This window comes from Suilimivivens sp., from assembly GCF_037359455.1.
In the GTDB taxonomy this organism is placed as follows: Bacteria; Bacillota; Clostridia; order Lachnospirales; family Lachnospiraceae; genus Suilimivivens; species Suilimivivens aceti.
Genome location: NZ_JAXXXI010000051.1, coordinates 80,349 through 97,614 on the forward strand (window position 1 = coordinate 80,349; position 17,266 = coordinate 97,614).

The 17,266-nt window shown below is 41.1% G+C and carries 16 protein-coding genes; 2 read left to right on the forward strand and 14 right to left on the reverse strand.

Going from position 1 to position 17,266, the window contains the following annotated elements; all coding sequences use genetic code 11:
- Positions 1–88: 88 nt before the first annotated feature.
- A complete protein-coding gene (fliB, locus tag WJQ40_RS10960) occupies positions 89–1,252 on the forward strand; it encodes a flagellin lysine-N-methylase (RefSeq protein WP_337540174.1) in 1,164 nt (387 codons plus the stop codon).
- Here the strand turns inward: fliB and WJQ40_RS10965 are convergent.
- The 6 genes from WJQ40_RS10965 to WJQ40_RS10990 all read right to left on the reverse strand — a co-directional run bounded on the left by WJQ40_RS10965 (position 1,247) and on the right by WJQ40_RS10990 (position 8,020).
- On the reverse strand, positions 1,247–2,761 hold the full coding sequence (locus WJQ40_RS10965; protein ID WP_337540176.1) for a glycoside hydrolase family 32 protein: 1,515 nt from the start codon (positions 2,759–2,761) through the stop codon (positions 1,247–1,249). The two genes, fliB and WJQ40_RS10965, sit on opposite strands and share 6 nt — an antisense overlap.
- A gap of 1 nt (position 2,762) precedes the next feature.
- Entirely contained in the window at positions 2,763–3,623 is an 861-nt protein-coding gene (locus WJQ40_RS10970; protein ID WP_337540178.1) for an alpha/beta hydrolase, read from the reverse strand.
- Positions 3,624–3,632: 9 nt separating this feature from the next.
- On the reverse strand, positions 3,633–4,469 hold the full coding sequence (locus tag WJQ40_RS10975) for a carbohydrate ABC transporter permease (RefSeq protein ID WP_337540181.1): 837 nt from the start codon (positions 4,467–4,469) through the stop codon (positions 3,633–3,635).
- Positions 4,462–5,340 (reverse strand): sugar ABC transporter permease, encoded by an 879-nt coding sequence (locus WJQ40_RS10980; RefSeq protein ID WP_118797258.1) that lies wholly within the window; start codon positions 5,338–5,340, stop codon positions 4,462–4,464. Before WJQ40_RS10980 ends, WJQ40_RS10975 begins: the two co-directional genes overlap by 8 nt.
- A 93-nt stretch (positions 5,341–5,433) precedes the next feature.
- On the reverse strand, positions 5,434–6,771 hold the full coding sequence (locus WJQ40_RS10985; RefSeq protein WP_262575640.1) for a sugar ABC transporter substrate-binding protein: 1,338 nt from the start codon (positions 6,769–6,771) through the stop codon (positions 5,434–5,436).
- A 271-nt stretch (positions 6,772–7,042) separates the two neighbouring features.
- The gene (locus WJQ40_RS10990; protein ID WP_337540185.1) at positions 7,043–8,020 is read right to left on the reverse strand and encodes a LacI family DNA-binding transcriptional regulator; all 978 of its coding nucleotides are present in this window, start codon (positions 8,018–8,020) and stop codon (positions 7,043–7,045) included.
- A 185-nt stretch (positions 8,021–8,205) separates the two neighbouring features.
- On the opposite strand from WJQ40_RS10990, the gene WJQ40_RS10995 reads away from it, so the two are divergent.
- Entirely contained in the window at positions 8,206–9,000 is a 795-nt protein-coding gene (locus WJQ40_RS10995) for a Cof-type HAD-IIB family hydrolase (RefSeq protein WP_337540188.1), read from the forward strand.
- A gap of 67 nt (positions 9,001–9,067) precedes the next feature.
- Here the strand turns inward: WJQ40_RS10995 and WJQ40_RS11000 are convergent, their stop codons facing one another.
- The 8 genes from WJQ40_RS11000 to WJQ40_RS11035 form a co-directional block, all read right to left on the reverse strand.
- The gene (locus tag WJQ40_RS11000) at positions 9,068–9,274 is read right to left on the reverse strand and encodes a type II toxin-antitoxin system Y4mF family antitoxin (protein WP_337540191.1); all 207 of its coding nucleotides are present in this window, start codon (positions 9,272–9,274) and stop codon (positions 9,068–9,070) included.
- A gap of 111 nt (positions 9,275–9,385) precedes the next feature.
- The gene (locus tag WJQ40_RS11005) at positions 9,386–11,308 is read right to left on the reverse strand and encodes a beta-L-arabinofuranosidase domain-containing protein (RefSeq protein WP_337540193.1); all 1,923 of its coding nucleotides are present in this window, start codon (positions 11,306–11,308) and stop codon (positions 9,386–9,388) included.
- A gap of 123 nt (positions 11,309–11,431) precedes the next feature.
- Complete coding sequence (locus WJQ40_RS11010) at positions 11,432–11,590, reverse strand: hypothetical protein (protein WP_337540196.1); 159 nt, start codon at positions 11,588–11,590, stop codon at positions 11,432–11,434.
- Positions 11,591–11,636: 46 nt separating this feature from the next.
- Positions 11,637–12,464 (reverse strand): carbohydrate ABC transporter permease, encoded by an 828-nt coding sequence (locus WJQ40_RS11015; RefSeq protein ID WP_337540197.1) that lies wholly within the window; start codon positions 12,462–12,464, stop codon positions 11,637–11,639.
- The gene (locus tag WJQ40_RS11020; protein WP_337540199.1) at positions 12,454–13,329 is read right to left on the reverse strand and encodes a sugar ABC transporter permease; all 876 of its coding nucleotides are present in this window, start codon (positions 13,327–13,329) and stop codon (positions 12,454–12,456) included. The genes WJQ40_RS11015 and WJQ40_RS11020 overlap by 11 nt, the downstream gene beginning before the upstream one ends.
- Before the next feature lie 63 nt (positions 13,330–13,392).
- Positions 13,393–14,712 carry an extracellular solute-binding protein gene (locus WJQ40_RS11025; RefSeq protein ID WP_337540202.1) on the reverse strand — a complete coding sequence of 440 codons (1,320 nt, stop codon included), beginning with the start codon at positions 14,710–14,712 and terminating at the stop codon, positions 13,393–13,395.
- Between the two features lie 23 nt (positions 14,713–14,735).
- A complete protein-coding gene (locus WJQ40_RS11030; protein WP_337540205.1) occupies positions 14,736–16,847 on the reverse strand; it encodes a hypothetical protein in 2,112 nt (703 codons plus the stop codon).
- A 47-nt stretch (positions 16,848–16,894) separates the two neighbouring features.
- Positions 16,895–17,242, reverse strand: coding sequence for a hypothetical protein (locus WJQ40_RS11035; RefSeq protein WP_337540251.1), 348 nt, complete (start codon positions 17,240–17,242; stop codon positions 16,895–16,897).
- Between the last annotated feature and the right edge of the window lie 24 nt (positions 17,243–17,266).

Below are 17,266 nucleotides of genomic sequence, written 5' to 3' on the forward strand. Positions count from 1 at the left end.
TGGGAAAACATGCTACAATGTGCATAGCAGACCAGATTTACTGTCATCCTTACTGTGATGAATTATTTTTCTTTGATTTGAGGTTCTTATGGAAACATTTTATCCGGATTATTATTCAGAATTCATCTGCACAGCAGACAACTGTCCTCTTACCTGCTGCCAGGAATGGAAAATTTATGTAGATGATATTACAAAAGAAAAATGGAAAACACTTACACCTCCGGAATCTGCCGGCGGTCATAAAAAGAATCTCAATTCCTTTACAGAAAAAAAAGAAGGACAACGGGTGATCCGTCTGACTGATGATCACCGCTGCCCTTTTCTTACGAAAAATCTGCTGTGCAGCCTGGTACTTACTTATAATGCTGATATTCTTTCTGAGACCTGTACCACTTTTCCAAGGGAATATCATGATTTTTCTGATCACAGAGAAGCTTCCCTGATGCCATGCTGTCCGGCTGTAATCGACCTGTGGCAGCAGAAAAAACATCTAACCTTCCCGAAGGTTTCTTCTGTCAGCCTAAATCCTGCATTTCTGCTTCGTGAAAAAATAACTGCTCTGATGCAAGGAGATTCCATCCGGCTGCCTGATCCTTCTCTTCCCCTGATGCAGAGCTTCTATATCCTGCAGGAATTATACCGTAAGGAAGAAAAGGGTCAGTCCCTTACTGCCGCCGTGATCGAGGACTGCTTCACACCATCCACACTGTCTGAGCTGCAAAGGGCGATTTATGATCTGCCTGTTTCTGTGACAGACACTATTCTGGAATGCAATGAACTGCTGCAGGATCTGGCTGTCAATTACCTGGAGGAAGGACTGTATGAAGAATATCTGGAGCCGCTGATCACACAGGCAGAACAGCTCAGTGAAATGGCAGAAGACCTTCTTCTTTCCAAATGGGATGCCTTCTGTCTGCAGCTTGAAGCTTTTTATCCACTGCTTCGCAGCTTTCTGGCAAATGAAATGTATTCCGATCTGCTTGCGCCTGATGACACCAGTACCGAACACATGCTGGTTCGTCTGCAGTGGACTGCCATCCAATATGCTGCTATCCGGCAGGCTTTATTTCTGACATATCTGTCAAAAGATAAGGGGATACTTTCCTATGAGTCTGTAAGACAGGCCCTTGTCATCCTTACCCGAATGACCGGATACGAGGAAGAGGATATTTATGAGTATCTGGAAAACAGCTTTGAATCCCTTCTATGGGATTTTGGATATCTGGCATTTATTATGGGGAGCAGTCTATGAAATTTCCATCACTTTTATACTGAGCATTTCTTTTGAGCAAATTCTCCATTCCTGAATATTACAGGACGGCTTTAATTCAAATATTCCATAATATAATCCATTTTCCGTTGTTACTTCACAGATTTCAGCATCTATAAGTATACTCATTTCATGTACATTCCTACCCATAAATGCCTGTTCTCCATTTATTGTCAGGATGCCTGTTTCTGCATCAAACTGAATCTCATTATCATTCACTTCAGCTGCATAGCTTATCCCACCGGCTCCCAATAACTGTATCTGTGTTGCCCGGAAGTCCTCCGGTGTATATTTCAGTTCGCAGGTATTGTCCACGCGGACAAGCTTTCTCGCATTCAGGAAGCTTTCTACCGGCATCATCCGGAGCCGCAGCTCTCCTCCAAGCTGTACTAATGTCAGTTTTCTCGGAAGCCCCATTACTCCCCTGTAATACTTTCCATTATTCTGCGTCCGGAGCCATGGTATCGTAATAACATCCTCCGTTCCAAAGAACGTCTGCGCCGCATAAGGGACTGTCGTCTGATAAGCTTCTCTCCTGATTCCATCTGTCATAAACTGAAATCCATCAAACTCACCAAGGAAATAAAACCCATCAGCACTCCAGAATACCCACTTTGATCCACCGCCCTCAACAGGTATCTCTCTCAGATCCGGGCATTCCCAGGCCTTATCCAGCTCCAGGGTCTGTGTACACACCCAGCTCTGCAGATTTTCAGAACGGAAAATACCAAACTGGTTTCCTTCCAGAAACAGAACCATATAATATGCCTGACTTTTCTCATGCCAGTAAACCTTGGGATCCCGGTTTTCATCAGCAATATGCTCTATGACTGGCGGATTCACCTTCTTCAGCGTATTCCCCTCATCCAGACTATAAGCAAGATTCTGTGTGAACTTTTTCCTTTCACTCCATTTCGTTTTTCCACCTGCCATAGTGTAGAAAAACAGAAGAGCAGAATCCGGCAGCTCCAGCAGCCCCCGTTCATTTATAATGCCACACCCGGAAAACATAGATCCATTCTCATCAGGGAACATAGCCGTATCCAACTGCTCCCAGTGCAGCAGATCCCTGCTGACAGCATGTCCCCAGCATAAATTTCCCCACTGATTCTGAAATGGATTGTACTGGAAAAACAGATGGTACCGGTCATTCGCATATATAAGACCATTTGGATCATTTATCCAACCGGATTCCGGCGAAAAATGGATCTGTGGTTTATGCTGCACGGTATTCACTCTGTCATCCGAAAATCCTACCGCCTCCAGAAAATCCGGCGCATCCTCCACTTCTATCGTCATTTCCTGCCCCTTCCATTTTTCTACGTTTAAGGGCGCATAATATTGAAACCGATATGGAGAATTGCCATTTTCAACAGGAATATCAAACTCAAATATCTTTTCACCTTCTGAACAGACTGTAACCATTTTACATGGTGCATCCATGCTTATTGGGAAAAGAATGTATTTTTTCTCAACAATAAAAGATTTCATTCTACGCATTCTCCACAAATAATTTTTTCTTAAGCCAGCTGATCGCCCTGTCAAACCATCCTGCGTATTCCTCTTTAAAAAAGCCAAGATTGGCATCCTCTGCTTTCAGTGATGAAACACCATGCCAGGTATCTTCACCTATTTCCAGCACAAACGGGACATCAAAGGCAGCAAGCCTGCTTGCAAACTGCAGCGAATTATCCACTGGCACTACCGGATCTGCACATAAATGGAACAGAAAAGCCGGTGGTGTATCTGATGAAACAAACCGCAGAAGATTTATTTTTTCATAGTCCTCTTTCTCTGGCTGCTCTTTTCCCGTTATGTACCGGTTACAGTTTATCATCATTTCAGCCTGTTCCTGATTCAGCACACTATGATTTTCAAAGCCGAAATTCGTAACAGCATAACCCAGGACCATTGCAGCCGGCTTCAGCCACTCTGCCGGTACCTGAAACTTTTCTTTCATAAATTCCTGATTCCACATCACGCCAAGTGATGCAGCAAGATTTCCGCCTGCGGAAAATCCGCACACAACAATCCTTTTCTCATTGATATACAGCCTTTCTGCATTCTGATGAAGAAAGCACATTGCCTGTGCCAGATCATAAAGTGCCCCGGGAAATGCAGCTTTTTCACAGACAGAATAATGAAGCACAAAGGACTGATAACCGGCTGCCATAAAGCGAAGTGCTACCGCCTCTCCTTCTCTTTCCGTAAATCCCGCATATCCACCACCCGGCAGGATAATTACAGCAGGTCTCCGGTCACATCCGATAATTTCATCGTTCTTTTCCATGCAATAGGAAGTTAATGTCACATCTTCTCTGCCTTCCCACAGATTTATCGTGTTTGTATACATATTTTTCACCTAACCCTTCACCGAAGATGATGTCAATCCTTCAACGATATATTTTTGTCCTATCAGAAATACAACTAAAATAGGCAGCAACGCTACTGTTACCCCGGCAAGTACCACAGATTTATTACCGGATCCCATATAACCCTTCATTGCCGCCACACCCAGCGGTACTGTCATCTTTTCCCATTTGCTTACAAATACATAGGGAATAAAGTAATCATTCCATATGGAATTAAAATTCAGAATGATCAGTGTAACAATCGTACTTTTCACCATTGGGATCACGATCTGCCAGCACGTTCTGAAATGACCGGCTCCATCAATCTTAGCCGCCTCAATGATTGCATCCGGAACAGAAGCGATTGACTGTCTCATCAGAAATATTCCGAATGCATTAAACACAGAAATCAGAATAATAGAGCTTAATGTATTAATCAGATTCAGCTTACTCATCATAATATAGACGGGAATGATCGTTGCCTGCACCGGAATCATCATCGACATCAGAAATGCCATAAACCAGAAATTACTGCCTGCAAACTTGATCTTTGCAAATGCATAGGCTGCCATAGAGCAGATAATAATCTGTGCTGTGATCGTAACTCCCGTAACAATTGCACTGTTAAGGAACATTCCTGCAAACGGCAGATCTGATCTGAACAACTGGATATAATTCTCAATCATGAAGCGTTCCGGCAAAATGGCAGGTGGCAGTTTGAACGCTTCTGCCGGTGTGCGCATAGATGAGGAAAACATATACATAAACGGAATAAATACAACAATTCCACCAAGCAGTACCAGTAACGAAATTATGAAATTGGATATTTTCTTTTTCAATTTAATCATAATGCACCCACCTGTTACTTGTTATAAACTGAACACATGTAAGTATCATAATACCAACCACAAAAAACAGTGATATTGCACACGCATATCCCATATCCTGCTTTTGGAAAGCTGTTTCATAAATATACATGGCAATGGTACGTGTTCCATCCATCGGCTCTCCCTTTGTCATGAGCATAGGAATATCAAATGTTTTCAGCTCTGTGATCACATACATGATCAGATTCAGAAGAATCGTTGGGGTTAACTGCGGTATCGTGATATAAAAGGCTGTCTGTACAACTCCGGCTCCATCCAGGGAAGCCGCTTCGAAGTAGTCCTTTGATATATTCTTGATCCCCGCTATGAAGGTCAGCATGGCAAATCCTGTCAGCCTCCATACCTCAATTCCAATAATTGTTTTTAAAGCCACCTTACGATCTGTCAGCCAGCCCACAGCTTCAAACCCGATTTTTTGAATATAGTAATTAAGCAATCCACCATCTGCAGACAGGATATTTGACCAGATAACCGCAATATATACCGGTGCAACGATGAGCGGGAAAAAATAAAACAGCCTGACCAGATAGTTAAATACCGGACTCCTTTTATTAGCAATCAATAGCGCCAGGAAAAGGCCTACTACTATATTTAAAATGACAGAGAAAAAAGCTAGAAAAATAGTGTTTTTTGTAACTGTCCAAAGTCTTCCATCCGTGAATATCTTGGCAAAATTGGAAAATCCTGTCCATTGTGGTGCAGAAAACAGATTATATTTTGTAAAACCCAGACATACCATTGCTATGACAGGGATCAAAACAAAAAACAGAAACAATATGATTGCAGGAAGTATAAATAAATACCCTGTCAGATTTTCTTTTTTCTTCTTCATAAATTTCCTCTTTCATTTCCAGCGCAGCTTTGCTCTGAGGGATCCCGCCTCTGTAAATATCATAGCGGGATCCTTCAGAATCAGACCATCAGACTACTTCAGATCCGCAAACGACTGCTTCAGTTCTGTATCTGCATTTGTTACCGCATCCTGAACAGAACTCGCACCTGAGAATACAGCACTGAACATGGAGTTGGTAATTCTTTCGAGATCAGAATAATTCATAGGAGAAGGAAGTGCTTTTCCGCCCTCCAGTGATTCAAAAAACAGCTTTGCATTCGGACACTGGGATAAATAACCCTCATCCTCACTTAATGAATATCTTACAGGAACGCAGGTGCCACTTGCGCACTTTTCTTTTCCTGTTTCTACCGAAGTCAGCTCTTTCATTAATTCATATGCTTCCTGTGGGTGCTCAGATTTACTGTAAATTCCCACACCGCCTACACCAAATCCAACTTTGGCATCTTCACTATTTGTGGGCATGGGCACAACATCTACATCTTCAAATCCATTTGCCTTATAGCTCGGGAAGGGCCAGATTCCTGTTGCGATCATGGCAACACGCCCTGCTGCAAAGAGGCTGGTCGCATCGGTTGTTGTTTCCGGAACCGGCATACTCTTATCCTCATTAACAAGGCTATTAAGAAATTCAACGGTTTCCGTTGCCTTGGGATCAGAAAGATTGGAATCTGTCCAGTCGTCATTAATGTAATCACTTCCATTTGACATAAACCAGCCCGCAAGCCATGCAGGGGACAGTGATGTGCCAAATCCATACACCTTGGAGTCTCCTTCTCCGGTTGTCAACTGCTTTGCAATGCTTCTGAATTCATCCCATGTCCATCCATCATACGGGATTTCAATTCCAGCCTCCTGAAACATCTTGGTATTCACATGTACAACTGCATCATTACAGTCAGTAGGAAGCTCATACAAGTTCCCATCTATCGTAAATACATCTGTTGTCGAATCCACAAAATCATCCATCATAGCCTGTCCTTCAGGATCAGCCGCAATCAGATCATCCAAAGGAAGCAACACATTATTTTTTACAAGCATCTGAGTTCCCTCAATCGCTACATGGACAACATCCGGTGCCTGACCGGAGCCGATCTGGATCAGAAGCTTATCACAATATTCACCCCATGTACTTCCGGATGTATAGCTTGCATCTACCTTACAGTTCGGATGACTGGTTTCAAATCTGTTGATCGCATTTTCAAAAATTTTCTTTTCTTCTTCATTAGCCATTACTGATACGGAAAGAACAATCTGCTCATCAGAGGAGGCCTGTCCCGATGCAGCTTCACTTGCCACTTCCGTTGTTTCTCCACTTTCCGTATTCTGTCCCTGACCGCTTCCGCATCCACAGAGAGTCGTAAATACCATTACTGATGCAAGTATCATACTTATAATTTTCTTTTTCATACTTTCCCTCTTTTCTTGTGTGATCATTTTGTTTCATCAAATGGCCTTTTGATAAACTGTTTCGTTCTGTATCAAACCGGTTCGATTCTTCTGTTAAAATATTTCCCTTTTATAAAATCCCGGACTATTAAGATCCAAAATTTTATAAGAGAGAATCACATTTCAGCAACATGTTTGACTTTTTCATATCGAACCCGTTCGATATGTACATATCATACAACATATGTTTCTCTGTTGTCAATAGGATTCGTGATTTTCCATTACTATTATTTTATGTAGTTTCTCCTTTTCTCAGGCAGACATCCAGTATTCTCCTGTCATCTGGATTTTCTATTCCTTTAATTCTTTCAATAAGAAGTTTTACTGCTTCTTTTGCAAGCTGCTGAACATCCTGATAAACAGAGGTAATTGTAACAGCTCCCATTCTGGTCACATCAGTACCATCATATCCTATGATCTTTAATTCTTCAGGTATCCTGCGTCCCCGTGCACCTGCTTCCTTCAGATAGGCTACGGCAATCAGATCCGCTCCATATACAGCATCAATATCCGGATAGGCTGTATATATTTTCTGAACAAAAGAATAAAACTCATCAAAGCTCCACCTGTTCCATGGCGCTTCTTCTGTACACACCGTGACACCTGCCTCCAGAAGCTTCTTTTCAAAAGCATAATGATGAAGATGCGCCGGTGTATTTACATTTCTGCTTCCCATGATCTGCAGTACCTTTTTGCATCCGCAGCGCAGCAGTTCCTCTGCAGCAAGGGTTCCACCCTTTTCGTGATCAGACATGACAATCGGGATAGATTCGTTGATATAGCGATCCAGACTGACAATTGGCCTTACAACCCCATTATAATCTTCTATATCCAGGGAATGTGTTCCCATAATAATCCCATCCATCATTTGACGATTCAGCATATCAATGTATTCCTTCTCGCCATTCTCTTCATGAACTGTACTGCAGAGCATGGTTTTATAGCCCTCTTTATAAAGCTCCATTTCCGCATATTTAGCAAATGAGCCAAAAAAGGGATGCGCAATATCCGGCAGGATCAGTCCGACAATATTTGTCTTACTGTGGTATAGATTCCTTGCCAGTTCATTAGGAATATAATTCAGCTCCCGCATTGCTGTTTCCACTTTTTCACGGGTTTTATCTGATACATATCCACTTTTATTTAATACTAAAGATACCGTACTGGTTGAAACATGTGCCAGCCTGGCAACATCACGGATTCCTGCCATGCCATGTACTCCTGTTCATTATTGCGATTTATCTATCATTGTAGCAGATAATGTCCAAAAAGTCAGTAAAATCAGACAGAGACTTCTATATAAATAATTTATGTTTTATCTATTGCCTTCAGTCAAAAAGATAGTTAAAATAATCACAAACAAAAACTACTGAAATTACATGTGAGGAAATTATTATGATCAAATTGATTGCTACTGATATCGATGGTACCGTTGTGAAAGACGGTACCCTGCAGATTGACCCTGAATATATGACAGTTGTTGATAAATTAATCAGAAAGGGAATCCATATCGTTGTCTGCTCTGGCCGGCAGTTTGTCAGTGAACAGAAGCTGTTCGCCCCCATCCGGGACGAGCTGCTTTATATCACAGATGGGGGAACTGTCGTCCGGACCCCGAAGGAAATCCTTCAGGTTTCCATCATGCCGGAGGATGTCTGGAAGGGTATGTGTAAGATGGTTCATGAGGATCTGCCGGATTGTGAATGCTATATCTCCACACCGGATATGGGATACGCAGAAAACGAAAACAGCCGGATGTTCCGCTGGCTGAGGGATTCCTACGGCTATAATATCTGTGCCGTGAAGGATCTGATCAATCACTCCCCGGCAGATGTGATCAAATTCACAGTTTATCACCCCTCTGCCTGTGAGGAAAAATGTACACCGCTTTTCATTCCGGCATGGAAGGACAAATCCCTCCTTGCGCCCTCTGGCAGGGAATGGGTAGACTGTAATCCACTCGGCGTCAGCAAGTGGACGGCGCTTTCCCATCTGCAGGAATATCTGGGAATCCTCCCTGAGGAAACCTGTACCTTCGGGGATAATCTGAATGATATTGAAATGCTGGAAAATGCAGGCTTAAGCTTTGCTGTTTCCAACAGCCGTGAGGAAGTGAGGACAGCTGCGAAGGAGCTCTGTCCTCCTTACTGGGAGAACGGTGTCCTGCAGATGCTGAAGCGGTTCCTGTAGGCTGCGGTTTACCAGCTGGCAATGAAGGTTGATCAGCAAAAAATTTCTTTTTTTGTGTGATCAGCTTTTATATCCGCCGCTCCCTTCTTCCCGGAACTGCCTCACAGTCAAACAGTGCAAGCGCCTGATTCACCTTGTCCATGCGCACTGTTTCCTTGCCCTGCTCCAGATCGCGGACAAACCGGAGACCCAGTCCTGTTCTCACGGCAAATTCCTCCTGCGTTAACCCCAGTTTTTTTCTTTCCTGTTTTACATAATCACCAATTCTGCTCATAATTTTATACTATACCATATCAGGTATAATTTCAATGATTTATGGCATAAATATACCTCATCGGGTATATTATACAAATTTTGCATATTTTTATACCCGATGAGGTGTAATTTAGTTTCCTATCATTTCATGTATCCAGACCAGCATCTCCCCTTCGCCCCGGTTATTCCAGTACGCATACGGTATTGCACGGACAACTGCGTCTTCATAGGTCAATCCGGCGCTGCTGTATAGTTCTCCGTTCCCGGGTATCAGTCTCCTGCCCTGCAATTCCAGCTCAAGGCATTCTGAAAAATAAGTGGATTTTTTCTTCTGCGCAGCTTTACCGCTGAGATAAATGCACTGCAGCTCTGCACCATTATCAACCTCTTCCAGACAATAAACAATGGGGCCTCTTTTTATTGCCACCTTGCCAACATCTGCGCTGACCCTTGGATCTGCATGAAGGAATTCAACTGGCATATCAAACTGGATGCCAAGCTCGCTGTCCCTGCAGATCTCCACACACGCATAGCCCTTGCTTACTGTCAGCTCCTGCTCCTTGCCATCGCAGTATAACCGGAAATTTTCTGCATAGCTAGGAATACGGAAATGCAGCCTGACTTTTTCCTTTACTCCCTGAACCTTAACCTTTATATTTCCCTCCCACGGGAACATGGAATCCATGGTGATCTTTACCGCATCATTATTGACAGGAATGTCCGTCTGGTTTCCAATATACAAATGCGTATAAATATCGGCTCCGTCAGCTCCATAGATATACTGTCCAAGAGATGCCAGTGTCCTTGCGATATTCGGAGGACAGCAGGCAACGCCAAACCATTTCTGACGCCTTGCCTTCACATGCGCCCTTGATGTATGCGGCATACATTGGCGCGGCTTTATCTCCAGCGGATTCACGTAGAAAAAGCTCTTGCCGTCCTGTGCGATCCCCGCCAGGATATTATTATACAATTCCTGCTCCATCACCTCTGCATATCGTGAATCCCGTGTTATATTTGCCATCCGCAGACTGAACAGTGCCATGCCGATGGATGCACACGTCTCTGAGTAATTGCTGTCATTTGGAAGGTCATAATCTGTTGTAAATCTCTCAAGGAAGCCTGATGACCCGATTCCTCCTGTGATATACATCCTCTTCTGTGTAATATTTTCCCACAATGCCACACATGCTTCCATCAGCTCCTTATCCTGATATTCCTCCGCCACATCTGCCATTGCCGAATACATATACACTGCCCTGACTGCATGTCCTTCAGCCGTTTTCTGCTCTCTCACCGGTTCATGGGACTGGGAATACGCAGGATCATAATCCTCAAATTCCGGGAAAATTCTTTTGAAATTCTCCTGCTTCCGCTCCTCGAGGAAATAATTCTTCCCCGCTCCGCGGATATCCAGGAAATACTTCGCCTGTTCCAGGTATTTTTTGTCCTGCGTTACCCGATAGAGCCTGACTAACGCCAGCTCTATCTCCTGGTGTCCTGGATAGCCATGATTCTGTCCCTCCTCCGGTCCGAAGGTTCTGCAGATCAGATCAGCAAGCCTTATCATACTGTCAAGGAACTTTCTTTTCCCGGTTCCTTCATAATAAGCAACTGCCGCCTCTATCATATGTCCTGCTGAATACAGCTCGTGTCCCTCACAGAGATTTCTCCATCTCTGTGAAGGTTCTTTAATGATAAAGTAGGTATCCAGATATCCGTCTTCCTGCTGTGCCTGTACGATCACATCAATGGCATCATCCGCAAGCTTTTCCAGCTTTTCATTCTTCTTTTCTGCCAGTGAATACCCTACTGCCTCCAGCCACTTGGCTACATCTGTATCCTGAAATACTGCACCATAAAACTGACCCTTTTTCAGCCCGGCCGCAATCTTAAAATTCTCAAGGCAATGGCTGGATTCCACTCCCGGGACATTATCATTCATAATATCCCACTGATAGGGAATGATCACATCCTCAACAAGGTCAGTATACTGCTTCCAGAATGGATCGGTAATATCCATCCTGGAAAGCTGAACAGTGTTTAATCTCATGCTCCACCTCTCCTTTGGTATCTCAAAAATATTTATTTTCTATTTCTTCAAAATCAACACTTCCAAACCTGTCCTTCATTGCCCACCAGCTGGAACGGATGCACATATCCGCAGCCACAGGTATCACATGCTCCCATTCCTGTACTGTGGAAGCCATATCTGTGCAGAGTACTGTCCTCCGGAAGTGGTACGTCCCACAGGCATACCCAGGATGCTTTCATTGTCGATCAGCTGGCCTTTTGCATAAATACTGTCATGTACACCACCATTAAACTGAGCCACTATATTTGACCCAAAATACATCAAGACAGTAAAAAGAATTGGAAGATTATCCTTTAACGGCACCTGCGGTCATACCACCAATGATCTTATCCGTCAAAAAAACATATATAATGATTGTGGGAAGGATACAAATAATCATTGCCGCAAATGCATGTCCATAATCTGCAGAAAATGTAGACAGAAACGATTTTATTGCAACCTGAACCGTTCTTGACTTTTCGCTTTGATTTAACAAATTACCAAATAATAACTCATTCCATGAATTTAACACAATAAAAACACATGCCGTTACAATTCCCGGTTTCGTTAATGGCATAATAATTTGCAAAAAAGTTTGATGAATGGTTGCACCATCTATTCTGGCAGAATCCATTAACTCCATTGGCAAGGAAGTCATATATCCTCTTACAATCATAATACTTAACGGAAGATTTATTGCCGCATACACAATAACAAGCCCCCATAAATTATCATATAGCCCCATCTTATTAATCATGATATAATACGGAACCATAAATGCATTAGTGGGTATGAAAATACCAATATAAAAAAGTGCAGATATTTTTGATTTCAATTTAAAATCAAATAATAATACAAATGACGCCATGGATGAAATAACAATGTTTAAAAAAGTGGCAAAAAAAGCAACAAACACTGTATTAAACAAATATTTAAACATTGGCTGACTCTCAAGCACTGCTATATAATTATCAAAATTTAACGTCTTTGGAATCGCAAACGGTTCCTTGAAAATATCCAGATTGGGACGAAATGATGAAATAATCAACCAAACAAAAGGAATAAACATTGCTGCTGCTATTACATATAAAAATATATGGCATGCAATACCTGAAATACTTAATTTATTTTTCATTCTGTCTTTTCTCCCCTTTGTCAAATTGTTTGATTACAATCATTACAACAAGTCCCAGCATAACTGTAACCAAACTTGCAACCATAGATTCTCCATATTTATTCACACTTACCATTTTCCAATAAATATATAAAGACAAATTCATGGTACTGTTTGCCGGGCCTCCCGCCGTCATAAGAGACGGATATTCAAAATTTTTCAGACAAAATGCAATATTTAAAAGTAAATTGGTGATAATTGCCGGCTTCAATAATGGAAGCGATATATAGATATCTTTCTGGAATTTTGTTGCCCCATCTACTTCTGCCGCCTCATAAAGTTCCGGAGAAATAGTTGTCAACTGTGTGAAAAATATAATCATACTAAGTCCCACATACAATGCAAACGGAACCTGAACACAATACTTTGCTGTTTCAAGCGTTCCAAGCCATGATATACAGTACTTTCCCAATCCCAGTTTTGATAATATATTATTTAATAATCCAACATCCACATGAAATATGAAATACCATAAAAATGCAATTGCTGTGGTTGAAATAACATTAGGGATAAAATAAAGTACCCGAAGTTGTTTCCATCCATACGGTTTTCTGTTTAATAGAAGAGCCAGAACAATTGCCAGGGGAATATGTATAAAACAAGCCGTTCCAATCCACAAAATTGTATTCATTACTGCTGTTCTGAATATCTGATCATTACCAACCACATTAATATAGTTCTTGATTCCAATCCATTCCATTTCCCCAAGGCCGTTCCATTTATAAAAGCTTACGACTATTATATAAATAATTGGCACAATAAAAAAAAGTACAGTAACTGTCAAGGCCGGAAATAAATAAAATAAAATCTGTCTTTTTTTAATCATCTGTATCTCCCTGCATTTTGCGTCGGGATATCTATTTTAAGATTTCCCGACGCAAGCAAATCATTATTCATTGTTTGCACTATCAAGTTGTGTAACAAATTCTTCCGCAGTAATTGTATCAAGTGCAAGACCTTCAAGTAATGACGGTAACATTGCATTTGCTTCTGTAGATAAGTTTCTTTGAAGATTTACAACACTGCCGGGTGCAGAACTATTTGCATCAATATAGGATGCCATAAGTTCTCCTGCATTCGCTTTTTCTTCATCCGTCAAATTCAATTTTGCTGACAGGAAAATACCGCCCTCAAGAGTAAGCTGTTTTGTTGCCTCTTCTGATGTTACATATTTCATAAATTCAACGATAGCTTCTGCTTTCTTCGGGTCATCTGTTTTTCCACATGCCCATGGTGTCTGTGCATCTGTAACTAAAAATCCTGATTCAACAACTCCATCTCCAAAAGTAGGTGCATCTGCAATCGCTACATGATCTTTGATAGGTTCACAAGTGCCAATAAACCAGCTTCCATCAATTACCATAGCAGTTTTTTCTGCCACAAAATTACTGGATGCAACTGAATAATCAGCTCCTACGAAATCTGCAGTTGTATAATTCATGCACTTTCTTAACAGCTCGACTGCTTTTACCATATCTTCTGTATTTAATGAACCTCCTGCATTTAGTGTTTCTGTTCCGGTAAATGAAGCAGCAATATATGTAAGCAAATTACATGTATACCATGCATCGTTAGCTGTATATAATGTAAACGGAGCTACACCAATAGCTTCTAATTTATCACATGCAGCAAACATTTCATCCCATGTCTTAGGAAAGCTTTCAATACCTGCCTGTTCAAATAATGAGGTATTATAGTACCATACTGCTCCTGCTTTCTCAAAAGGAATTGATGTAAGCTCTCCATTAATCGTCAGCGTCTCAAGATCTCCGTCACCAAATCTTGCTGCCCAATCCTCATCCATATAGGAGCTAAAATCTAAAAGTTTTCCACTTTCTTGTCTGGACAAATCATTTGGATTAAAATTGTAATGGAAAATATCCGGTGCTGTATCCGTAGAAATCATGGTTTTACATTTTTCCTGGTATGCCGGGAAGTCATTATTAATATCTACATTAATATGAATCTTTCCTTCATTTTCCTGATTAAATTGATCCACTACTTTATACAATGCAGCGCCTCTTGTTTCCTCCTTTCCCCAACTATGATACATCGTTAATTCTACAGCAGCAGGATCCTCAGATGCGGCTGTACCTTTTTCTTCAGTGGTACCTGACGCGCCACTTTCTGTACTTCCACCCGCGCATCCTGCCAAGAGCGATGCTGTCATTGTCATGCATAAAAGCATTGAAATCATTTTCTTTTTCATAGTACCTCTCCTTTAATTGTGTTTTAATAGTTACTCAAGCTCTCGTCTTTTTTGAGTTTGAGGTAGTTACCCAATCCATAGATTCCTGCTGAATAAATCCAGCCCAAGCTCCCCCATATGTCACCTTTATCAATCTGTCCATCATCCACTCCCTGGGGACAAATTCCAAATCCTTCCGGCTGCATTCCATCATCAGTAAATCCCATAGTATCATCAGGATAAGACATAATCTGCTGTGTACCCTTCGCTATCCAATCTGCCATTTGACACATAAAATCATCTTCTGTTTCTTTTCCTATCAGATACAATTCTCCTATATGAAAGAGTGAATAAATGTCTACTACACCTCCACCCCAAATTGAATTAATTCCTCCACATCCTTTCGTTTTAAAATTTTTTTCACATAAAATTGTATTTTCCAAAACCGGTGCATTCCAAATATAATTCCATGTAACAAATTGCTTTGCCGCCATTATACTCCCCTGTAGGTAGCGTTTCTCCCGAGTTGCAATATAAAGATGATACAGGCCGGCCATTGCATATTGTGCGGCTTCCTTATCGACCACATTAGGGTTGTCTAATGTTCCGCCCTGATAATGTTCCAAACTTACAATATGTTCTAAAACATAATCTCCGGCCTTCTTTGCACTTTCCAGATATTGATCTGCATCTTTTCCCTGTCCGGTAAAATAATCATATATGTTAGTTAAAAATATTAACGGAATCGCTGTAGCAGCTTTTCTTCCCTCTATCTTCTGTATCTCAGAAAGCTCTTCATCTCCGCCAACATCAGCCATTAATCCGTTTTGTTGATATGCTCTGTACCAGGAGCCATCTTTATTTTGTTTATTCAGCAAAAACTCTGCAAACTTAGCTACCTTCTCAAGCCACTCCGTATGTCTTATCCCAATGGAATCATAAAAGACAAATGCCTCAAATACATCATTCATTGGTTCAACCATTGTTCTTAAATAATTGCCCTTTTCTCTCTTTCTCGAAATGTAATGAAGTTTAGGTGCTTCTGGGTCTCCACAGGAATAAAAGGGAGTTCCTTTTTCTAAATCATATAATGAAAATACCCATCCATTTTCCGTTGTGCAGTTTTTCAGGAAGAAATTAATAACCTTTTCACCTCTTATGAGCCATTCCTTCCCATATTCTTTAGCCGTATTCCATGCAGCATTAATTTCTCTTCCCGTAAATCCATATTCCAAAATATGCTGATACGAAGCATGGGGAATTGTATTAAAAGATGTACTAAACCCGGATGGATCTGACTGATATCCATACAGCGGGTCAAAATGAAAGAAAAAACCTGCTCCATCTTCACCAAAATCTCTATACGACCTTTTCAAGGATGTGAATCTGTATTCTCTTGCTTTCTCCAAAGAAAACGGCAAATTTACAACAGCCTGTTCCTTCTCTTCAAACCATTCTCCCAAATTCTTAAATTCCTCATACAATGCATCTGTATAAGTGTTGGCCTCATAGTTTTTACTTTCATATAAAAGTGAAATCTCAAAATCCTTTCCATCCAGTGGATAATATGCATAAATTGGTTTTTCTGTTATAGATATGGCAACACTTTTTTCTTCTTCCTTGTATGGCCATCCAAAATGAAAATTGATCCTGTTTTCATCTGTACAATATCCTATATAACCGTTTTCTGTTTTATGGAGATAATGATTTTGACCTTTTTCTCTCATTGGTCTTTCCACATTTCTCGCACAGTTCTTTTTGACAAAAGACAGACCACTCTTTTTTGTTTCATCATATGCGATCACCATATTTGCGCTTAGCCGGTCTTCCATGAAGGTAGTCAGCTTTCCTTCTTTTAGTTTTTGAGGCATTGTATACACCAGCGTTGGAATACAAAAGCGCCAGCCACCATTTCCATCTGCTTCAAATTCTAAACTGTTCTCAATTCGAATTCCTATATTTTCATCTCTGCCACTAATGCTATGACCATTTATTTTTTGACAAATATATGTACTTTTATTTTTCTGTGTTATTTCAAACTGAATATTTATTTGATAATTGCCAATTTCTATTACATTACAACTTTGATCAGCATTTATTGGTATTATCTTCGTTGCATTACCATCCCATGTTACAATTCTTGATTTCAGCTTCATCCTTCTACCCTTTATCATTCCAAAATATTATCAGCTTAAGATTACATTCAAAAAAGCAGCTTATGCCATATTAACATTTCGCCCACTCCCCGGTTATTCCACAAGCAATACGGAATCGCCTTAAGCGTAACTTCCTTTTTCTCGATATGCAGCTCCCCATACAATTTTTCCCTATCAGCAGGACAGCTTTTCATACGAACTCCCTGATATACAAGCGCCGGTGCTTCACCAATTAATTCACTCTGCAGCGGTTCCTCTGTTACCTTTGTGTTCTCTGTGACATATATCTCTGAAAGCAAATTACCATTATCTGCTTCTTCCAGACAATATACGAAAGGTCCTTTTACCAGCGCCGTTTTTCCACTGTCCGCCCGAACATATTCATTCGCTGCCATCCACTTTGCTTTTATATCAAAGTC

Excerpts from the sequence above, each read along its gene's own strand:
- fliB (WP_337540174.1), top strand. The coding sequence starts at position 89 with ATGGAAACATTTTATCCGGATTATTATTCAGAATTCATCTGCACAGCA.
- WJQ40_RS10965 (WP_337540176.1), bottom strand. The coding sequence starts at position 2,761 with ATGAAATCTTTTATTGTTGAGAAAAAATACATTCTTTTCCCAATAAGC.
- WJQ40_RS10970 (WP_337540178.1), bottom strand. The coding sequence starts at position 3,623 with ATGTATACAAACACGATAAATCTGTGGGAAGGCAGAGAAGATGTGACA.
- WJQ40_RS10975 (WP_337540181.1), bottom strand. The coding sequence starts at position 4,469 with ATGATTAAATTGAAAAAGAAAATATCCAATTTCATAATTTCGTTACTG.
- WJQ40_RS10980 (WP_118797258.1), bottom strand. The coding sequence starts at position 5,340 with ATGAAGAAGAAAAAAGAAAATCTGACAGGGTATTTATTTATACTTCCT.
- WJQ40_RS10985 (WP_262575640.1), bottom strand. The coding sequence starts at position 6,771 with ATGAAAAAGAAAATTATAAGTATGATACTTGCATCAGTAATGGTATTT.
- WJQ40_RS10990 (WP_337540185.1), bottom strand. The coding sequence starts at position 8,020 with ATGGCAGGAATCCGTGATGTTGCCAGGCTGGCACATGTTTCAACCAGT.
- WJQ40_RS10995 (WP_337540188.1), top strand. The coding sequence starts at position 8,206 with ATGATCAAATTGATTGCTACTGATATCGATGGTACCGTTGTGAAAGAC.
- WJQ40_RS11000 (WP_337540191.1), bottom strand. The coding sequence starts at position 9,274 with ATGAGCAGAATTGGTGATTATGTAAAACAGGAAAGAAAAAAACTGGGG.
- WJQ40_RS11005 (WP_337540193.1), bottom strand. The coding sequence starts at position 11,308 with ATGAGATTAAACACTGTTCAGCTTTCCAGGATGGATATTACCGATCCA.
- WJQ40_RS11015 (WP_337540197.1), bottom strand. The coding sequence starts at position 12,464 with ATGAAAAATAAATTAAGTATTTCAGGTATTGCATGCCATATATTTTTA.
- WJQ40_RS11020 (WP_337540199.1), bottom strand. The coding sequence starts at position 13,329 with ATGATTAAAAAAAGACAGATTTTATTTTATTTATTTCCGGCCTTGACA.
- WJQ40_RS11025 (WP_337540202.1), bottom strand. The coding sequence starts at position 14,712 with ATGAAAAAGAAAATGATTTCAATGCTTTTATGCATGACAATGACAGCA.
- WJQ40_RS11030 (WP_337540205.1), bottom strand. The coding sequence starts at position 16,847 with ATGAAGCTGAAATCAAGAATTGTAACATGGGATGGTAATGCAACGAAG.
- WJQ40_RS11035 (WP_337540251.1), bottom strand. The coding sequence starts at position 17,242 with ATGGCAGCGAATGAATATGTTCGGGCGGACAGTGGAAAAACGGCGCTG.